The sequence below is a fragment of the Holdemanella hominis genome (assembly GCF_014306155.1).
Taxonomy (GTDB): domain Bacteria; phylum Bacillota_I; class Bacilli_A; order Erysipelotrichales; family Erysipelotrichaceae; genus Holdemanella; species Holdemanella hominis.
The window spans coordinates 1-7,967 of sequence record NZ_JACRWH010000071.1; the positions used below are offsets into that span (position 1 = coordinate 1).

General features: G+C 34.7%; 10 protein-coding genes and 1 pseudogene. 6 read left to right on the forward strand and 5 right to left on the reverse strand.

All coding sequences use genetic code 11. From position 1 onward, the window contains the following. From H8911_RS11165 to H8911_RS11180, 4 genes are all read right to left on the reverse strand, one after another. On the reverse strand, positions 1–236 hold a 236-nt coding region (locus tag H8911_RS11165; RefSeq protein ID WP_500784411.1), incomplete at its 3' end, for a GNAT family protein. Positions 237–284: 48 nt separating this feature from the next. Next, a complete protein-coding gene (locus H8911_RS11170; protein WP_117925817.1) occupies positions 285–596 on the reverse strand; it encodes a PTS sugar transporter subunit IIB in 312 nt (103 codons plus the stop codon). A 1-nt stretch (position 597) separates the two neighbouring features. Further along, positions 598–1,494, reverse strand: coding sequence for a DUF7916 family protein (locus H8911_RS11175; protein ID WP_117925815.1), 897 nt, complete (start codon positions 1,492–1,494; stop codon positions 598–600). Further along, complete coding sequence (locus tag H8911_RS11180; protein WP_117925813.1) at positions 1,494–2,075, reverse strand: GNAT family N-acetyltransferase; 582 nt, start codon at positions 2,073–2,075, stop codon at positions 1,494–1,496. Before H8911_RS11180 ends, H8911_RS11175 begins: the two co-directional genes overlap by 1 nt. A 122-nt stretch (positions 2,076–2,197) precedes the next feature. Here H8911_RS11180 and deoC point away from each other — a divergent pair, with 122 nt between their 5' ends. Genes deoC through H8911_RS11200 form a run of 4 tightly spaced genes read left to right on the forward strand, consistent with a single transcriptional unit; the run spans position 2,198 to position 5,106 of the window. After that, positions 2,198–2,872 (forward strand): deoxyribose-phosphate aldolase, encoded by a 675-nt coding sequence (gene deoC, locus H8911_RS11185; protein ID WP_186999710.1) that lies wholly within the window; start codon positions 2,198–2,200, stop codon positions 2,870–2,872. 1 nt (position 2,873) lies between these two features. Then, the gene (locus H8911_RS11190) at positions 2,874–3,791 is read left to right on the forward strand and encodes a type I phosphomannose isomerase catalytic subunit (protein WP_117925810.1); all 918 of its coding nucleotides are present in this window, start codon (positions 2,874–2,876) and stop codon (positions 3,789–3,791) included. Between the two features lie 3 nt (positions 3,792–3,794). Further along, positions 3,795–4,667, forward strand: a complete 873-nt coding sequence (locus tag H8911_RS11195; RefSeq protein WP_186999711.1) for an SDR family oxidoreductase — start codon at positions 3,795–3,797, stop codon at positions 4,665–4,667. Between the two features lie 22 nt (positions 4,668–4,689). Continuing rightward, positions 4,690–5,106 (forward strand): C-GCAxxG-C-C family (seleno)protein, encoded by a 417-nt coding sequence (locus H8911_RS11200; protein ID WP_199593249.1) that lies wholly within the window; start codon positions 4,690–4,692, stop codon positions 5,104–5,106. A 16-nt stretch (positions 5,107–5,122) separates the two neighbouring features. Here the strand turns inward: H8911_RS11200 and hflX are convergent, their stop codons facing one another. Beyond that, positions 5,123–6,349, reverse strand: coding sequence for a GTPase HflX (gene hflX, locus H8911_RS11205; RefSeq protein ID WP_186999713.1), 1,227 nt, complete (start codon positions 6,347–6,349; stop codon positions 5,123–5,125). 56 nt (positions 6,350–6,405) lie between these two features. Here hflX and H8911_RS11210 point away from each other — a divergent pair, with 56 nt between their 5' ends. Beyond that, positions 6,406–7,281 carry a beta-1,6-N-acetylglucosaminyltransferase gene (locus tag H8911_RS11210; RefSeq protein ID WP_186999714.1) on the forward strand — a complete coding sequence of 292 codons (876 nt, stop codon included), beginning with the start codon at positions 6,406–6,408 and terminating at the stop codon, positions 7,279–7,281. Between the two features lie 175 nt (positions 7,282–7,456). Beyond that, positions 7,457–7,657 (forward strand): annotated as a pseudogene (locus H8911_RS12565) (metallophosphoesterase family protein); the annotation flags it as partial. Positions 7,658–7,967 lie beyond the last annotated feature (310 nt).

Sequence of the window (7,967 nt, forward strand, 5' to 3'; positions counted from 1 at the left end):
TGCATTTCATTTGAAACAAAAATGCCCTCAATATATTCATCATTTAGACCTATAAATCCCTGTATTTCTTGATTATCCTCATAGACATAGACAGTTGCCTGCAAGAGCAACTCCTTCACCGATTCAAAATTATTTTGCCAATATTGTTTAGAAATAAAATAATGTGTCACCACATTCGTATCCAACCATATATCTGCAACTTTATTTATATCTGCTTTTTGTAATTCTCTAATCATAATGATTGATCTCCTATAAACTCAAATTATACAACAAGGCCTGATTTCTCAGCCCTTGTTCATCAATGAATATGCATACTTTAATACTTTAGTCCCATCCATACGCCCATAATCTTCCATTGGTATGACACCGACAGGAATGTGTTTTACTGCCATTTTTTCTTTAATTCTTTTTTCCATATAGCGAATTTGAGGACCAATTAAAATAACATCAATAGACTCTTCATTTACTTTTTGATCTACTTTCGATACAGGAATCGCAAAAATCTTATCTTTTTTTGATACTTCCTGCATTTTCGTTACTAAAAGACTTGTACTCATGCCTGCAGCACAAGCTAACAGAATTACTTTTTGTTCCATATTAACGATTAATTGAACGAGCCATCATAGATACGGTATGACGTACTCCTCTTACAGCTTTACTAATAGCCATGATATTTTCTACTGGAGCCACTCCACCATATCCTGCATCTCCAATATGCTGAATATCAACACCACAAATCTTATTCATAATCGCAATATCCTTAATTGTATCTGTATCAGATCCTTCTTGACTCGTTCCAATCGCAGAAAGAACTAAACCACCACAAGAATGCACTTCTTTACATACTGCCTTTAAATCATCCATATCAAATCCTGGAACGGTTCCAACAGCAGGAACTAAGATAACATCTGCCCCTGCCTTCACAAAGCGTTTTGCGATTTCAAGATCTGCCACTGGCTCATCCGATCCAGCACCATGCATTTTTCCTGCAATGATCAATCCGGAGAAATTTTCTTTTGTGAATGAGATTGCCTTTTCAATTTGTTCATTTGTCACGCCCGTACCTGGATTTCCAGTAAGACATACAAAATCAAAACCAACTTCATCTAATCTTTTGACTGTTTCCAAATTTAATTGACGACCCTTCGCAATATCCAAACGATCTTCTAACATTTCAGCTTCTAAATCAACCGGTTCTAAGTTCACCCCAATTGGGCGTCCTACTAAACGATGTAGTTCATCTACAAAGTTATCTTTATTATGTTCTAAGCCAAAAATATATGGATTTAATACATCTAAACAATTCAACAAAATCATATCCGACCCAAAAGCTCTGGCAATCTCTGCATTTGTGATATCCCCAATAAAACTTTCTCTAGGCGCTACATTTTCAGACAAGATGACACGCCCCTCACTTGCCTTAATACTTTGTTTCAATTCTTGTGCATTCATACTTAAAATTTCGGATGCATTTGCGCTAATTAATCTTTTCATTACTTACTCCTCAAAATTTCTGTGACATTTTGCCACGCATTCTTACTCTTTTGTTCTGTACAACCCTTATAAGCCCCTAAATACGGTGTAAAACCAAGTCTTGAATATAACTTGATAGCTCCATAACTTTGCGATTGGGTTGCCAAATACAATGGATACTTACTTGGAATTGTATCGTACATCATACAAAGTTTTGTAAGCATGGCCTGCGCAATCTTTTTATGTTGAGCTGATAAACTTACCGCCACATAATGTACGCGAAGTCTACTTTCTTCAAAATCATTTCCAAACCAAAGTCCTGCACTGCCAACTAGTTCATTATTTTCATTTGCGACAAACAAGAAATGTTTAGAAAAGAAATCCTTATCTCTTGTAAGCATACTATCCCATTTCTTTCTTGCCTCTTCTAGATTTTCAAATAAACAAACCTGGGTTTGTAGCTTGCACCAAGCTTCTTTTAATGATTCATCAAATTCAACATAATGAAATTCTTGATTTAATTCGATTTCTTTACGAATGGTCTTGCGTGCCATGACCATCAATACTTTTTCATAAGGTATACTTGTATCTAATACTGTCATATAATTCTCCATTTCCTAAAATTAGTATAACATAATCTTTCACGCTTTAAATGTTATAACATTTACTTGACTTCTCTTTTTTTACGTTCTAGAATGAAACCGTAAAAGAGAGGTAATCAATTATGAACAAAACACAACTCGCAAATTATTTTGACCACACATTCTTAAAACCATATGCCACTGAAGCTGATCTAACTAAATTATGTAATGAGGCAAAAGAAATCGGTGCCGCTATGGTTGCGATAAATACAACTTGGACTCGTTTTTGTAAAGAACAATTAAAAGGAACAAACGTACATGTAGGAGCTGCCATCAGCTTTCCTTTAGGACAAGCTGGCCTAGCATCTAAAATTGCCGAAACAAAGATTGCGATTGAAGATGGAGCTGACGAAATCGATTATGTCATTGATATTGGGCAAGCTAAAATGCACCACTGGGACTACATTAAAGAAGAAATGGAAAGTATTGTTTCTGCTTGTAGAGAACATAACGTCATTTCAAAAGTTATCTTTGAAAATTGTTATTTAGAAAAAGATGAAATCAAACAAGTTGCTTTAATTGCCAAAGAAGTAAAACCAGACTTCATCAAAACAAGCACAGGCTTTGGGACTGGTGGAGCCACTTTAGAAGATGTTCAATTAATGGTTGAAACTGTCGAAGGACAAGTGAAAGTTAAAGCGGCTGGAGGCATTCGTGATTGGAAAACATGTAAAGCCATGATTGATGCAGGTGCACAAAGAATTGGAACAAGCTCATCCCTAAAAATCTTAGAAGAATTTGAAGCCGAGGCAAAATAACATGAAACCATTTTTATTAGAACCCATTCATGATTACACAATATGGGGAACCAACCACATCTCTAAAGCTAGAGGCATCGATGAAGACTATGGAACTTGGTGGGAAGTCAGTGCCCACCCTTATTGTTCAAACAAAATTATTGGAACTAATAAAACATTAATGGAAATGATTCAAGAAAATCCGGATGAAGTATTAGGTAAAGGCTTTACGCTTCACGAAACATTACGATTGGCTTATCTAGACACAAAGGATGCATTAAGCATTCAAGTTCATCCTGAAGATGATTACGCCCTAGAACACTCCAATGATTACGGAAAATATGAAAGTTGGTATATTCTAGATGCCAAACCAGGCGCGACTCTAGTTGCCGGAACAACAATCAATGATGCAGATGAAATTAAAAATGCCTTAATGAACAATGATGTTGAAAAATATTTAAACAAAGTAAAAGTTCATAAAGGAGACTACATCATCATTCCTAGCGGTATGCTTCATGCCTTGGGAAAAGACATCTTAGCTTTAGAAGTAGGTACAAACTCGAACACAACCTATCGTTTCTATGACTACAACCGTAAAGGAAAAGATGGAAAAACGCGTCCTTTACATGTCAAAGAATCTTTTGATGTCACAAACTTCAATTTAAAACCTACTTTTGTTCCACAAAAACAGGAAACACACCGAATTGGAGACTGTCCTAATTTTACTGTAGATGAAGTTTATGCTGATTCTGATATGGATCTAACTTGTGATGAACATTACATGATTCTATCCAATATTGATTCAGATTGTACAATCGTATGGAACAATGAAGAAATTGTATTACCACAATATGATAGTCTATTTGTACCATTCGCATCCAAAAAAATCACAATCAAACAAGGAGCACACCTATTAGTGTCAAATCCTAGAAAGGACTAATTTATGAAAACCATTTTAGTTACCGGAGCCAATGGCTATATCGCAAGCTTAGTAAGAGCGTATCAAAAAGATAACTTTAACTGGATCTGCATGACAAGAAAGGATGCAGACCTTACAAATCCTGAAGACGTAAAAAAATTTGTAGCTTCTCAAGATTTTGACATTTGTTTTCACACTGCTGCCAATGCAACTACAGCCTTCTGTAATGAACATCCAGATTTAGTTCATAAAATCAATGTAGAAAGTACACAAGCGATCATTGATTGTTGTAAAGAAAAAGGTGCTAAATTGATTTTTTGTTCAACCGAACAAGCCTTCAATGGAAAAGAAAATCGTGGTCCTTTTAAAGAAGACGAACCATTAAGTGCTGTGACTGTATATGGACAAAATAAAATCGAATGCGAAGAGTTGATTCAACAACAATTGGATGATGCGATCATCTTACGCTTTACATGGATGATGGGACTAAGCTATCCAGGCATCAAGGCAAGTCCAAGCATCATTAAAAATGTCATGAATGCGCTAATCAGCCATACTCCTACATTATTTACTGTGAATGAAAAACGTGGTATGACATATGCCAAGCATTTGGCAACCCAATTTGATAAAATCACAAAACTTGAACCTGGCATTTATCATGTAGCATCCAAGAACACTATGACCACATATGAATCCGCAAAATATGTGGCTAAAGCCTTAGGTGCAAGTGATGAACTGATTGAAGAAATCATTTTACCAAACAACGAACGCTACCAAGATCGATTCAGAGATTATCGTTTAGATAGTGAAAAACTAGAAAGTCTTGGAATACATTTCGCAACATTTGAAGAAGATATAAATGAAATTCTAATGGATTTTGGATGGAAGAAAAGTTAAAATAGCTTGTAGGAGGCTATTTATGACTATACTTGAGGAAAACGTTAAAAAATATTACCAAAGCGGATATAACTGTTCAGAAACACTACTTCATGCCTGCAATGAAACGTATCAATTAGATATTTCAGAAGAAGACATGAAAATGATGGCTGGATTTGGTGGCGGCATGTTTATTGGAAGTACATGCGGTGCATTAATCGGATCGATTGCTGCCCTATCAAAAATGGTATGCAGGACAAAAGCACATGAAATGTTACCTGAATTAAGACCATTGATTCAAAAACATACACGTAACTTTAAAGAACTATTAGGCAGTTTAGATTGCGCACACATCAAACCTGTACATCATAGTACGGATCCAAACATCAAATGTATGAACACTTGTTTATTAGCGGCAAAAGCTCTAGAAAAAACAATGGAGGAAGAACACCTATTATAGGATTCTTCCTCTTTTCTTATATTCGTAATAACCTGTCTACACGATGAATCAAATCTTGTTGAATACTAAAATCAACCTCAATACCATCCTCTTTATATTCCTGTCTATGCACCTTACCATTGGTATGAATATAATCAAGTACACTGACCTTTTCATAAGGAATCACGACATGTAAAGTTTCCATATGAAATAATTCCTTTTCAATTTCCTGCTTTAAAAACGCAATACTCGACTTTTCCTTAGCACAAATATAAATACGATCCTCTACACGTTTTGGATATTCAATATTTGTCTGATCACATTTGTTAAAGACATACAAGTAGGGAACTTTTTCACATCCAATTTCTTTTAATGTTTCTTCACAAACCTGAAGTTTGCTATCCTTATGTTCATTTGAAATATCCACTACTTTTAAGATCAAATCCGAAACCACAGCTTCTTCAAGTGTAGAATGAAAGGCTTGTACTAAACTGTGTGGTAAATCACTAATAAATCCAACTGTATCACTTAAAGTAAATACATTATGGTTCTCTGTTTCAATTTGACGTGTTGAAGTTGTCAAAGTCGCAAACAACATATCCTTCTCAAATACAGACTTATCTTCATTCACAAACCCATTCATAATACTTGATTTACCTGCATTGGTATAACCCGTTAGAGCTACACTTTTAACCATACCTTTTTTACGCTGATTACGCTGTACGCTTCTTTGCGTATGAATCTTATCTAATTCTTTTTCCACAAAATGAATCTTACCTTCAATTCTTCGCGCATCCAGTTCGATTTTCTTTTCTCCTGTTCCCTTGTTTCTAGAACCACCACGCTGTCTATCCATATGTTTATAGCTGCCTTGAAGTCTTGGCAATAAATACTTCAATCGTGCACACTCAACTTGAAGCATGCTCTCTTTTGTCTTAGCACGAGACGCAAAGATTTCTAAAATCAAAGCACTTTTATCCATGACTTCACAATCAAAAAAGTCCGATAAATTTCTTTGTACAGAGGGCGAAATAGCCTCTAATACAAGAACCATGCTACATTCTTGATCTTCAAGAATGCGTTTGACCTCTTCAATCTTACCAGGATTCATATAATACTTTTTATGAGGATGCTCCAAATTCTGTGATATACTCATGCAAATTTCAATATCACAGGCAAGAGCTAATTCTTTCATTTCCTCCATTCTTTCTTCAAAAGAATGGCTTGTGTATGTTTGTACACCAATCAATATTGCTTTTTCCATAAATGTATTTTATCATACGATGCTAAAATGTTATAATATTTCATGAGGTGAATTCCATGAAAATTGCTTATTTAATGCACTATATGAAAAATAATTTTGAAGAAATAACAGAAAACCTAGATATATTGATCAACCAAGGCGATGACGTTTACTTGATGGTAAACGATGATAATCTACGTGATGATTTGATTCTATCCTATTGTGATACGCCAAATTTACATGTGGCTCATCACCAACAAACTGCCCTTCCAGCCGATATGTCACTACCTAGAGGCTTTATTGTATTGATGAAAGATGCTTTAGAATTTGAAAAAGAAGATGGATCTTTTACATATGATCGTTTCATCATAATGACTGATGGTATGATCCCTACAAAATCAAAAGCACAACTTGTAGAATATTTAGAAACACATGAAGACGAAGATATCTATTATGAAGTGGATAACTCAGATGAAAATGTAGAAGTAAAGAAAAGATTTGAAAACTATGCCTTCTTTACAAACTCTTATGATTTCCAAAAATCAAAAACCATTCGTGCCATGAATAAAATGACATCCAGTCTTGTTCATTCCTTTAAAAAACGTGAAATTGAGGACACAATCTATATCAGCTATCCTTGGTTTATACTAACGCACGAAAGTGCTAAAGCTTTGGCAGACAATCTAGCCTACTGTTCAAATACATTTAAAATGTGTTTATATCCAGAAGAAATGGCCATTGCGACAATGTTACATAAATTCTCAAATGTAGATCATCACAATGAAAACATATGGGCAGTTGGTAAAAATGGTGAATATATTCTGCAACAACCCATGGAAAATGTAGAATTGGACGCAATCAAAGAGTCTACTTATTTTGCAGCTCTAGCTCATAGTGAAGATAATCTTCAAGTTTATGAAGACTATTTTGATGCCTACACATCCGAATCATAATCGTTTCGTATAATCACGGGAATCAAAATATCCTAAAAATTCTTTATCACATCTATTCTTCACTCTATAAAGACAATGTGAAATTTATTCATTTAGGAGATTCACAAACTACAAGCATTAATGGCTTAAATAACTTTATATGTGTTAAAGGAATAATGATACATTAGATTTACCTAAATTCCAAAGATTAACTGTTTTATACAAACGCATCCATTTCTCACATGGAGATGAAGGTTTGAACGAAATAAAAAAAGATATCGATCAACATCATGCAGATATCTATCTTTATGGACATACGCATTTAGTCAAAGAACAAATCTACAATAATTGTCTAATTCTAAATCCAGGCTCAATCACTTTACCTAGAGATGATTAGCATGGATCTTATATCATTCTAACAATCGATAAGAAAATCACATATAAAGTAGTTCGAATTAATGTAGAAACTTTCTTAAACCAATATCAATGTTTCATTGAATAAGGCAGCCTAATCATTGGCTGCCTGTTTTCATTTATTTAATAAACTGTTTTGCAAAATTCCATGTATCTCTACACATATCATCCAAGTTCTTTTCAGCCACCCAGCCAAGCTGTTCCTTAGCTCTTGTAGGATCTGCGAAACATGTCGCAATATCTCCTGCACGTCTTGGTTTGATGACATAAGGAATCTTAATTCCATTCACTCT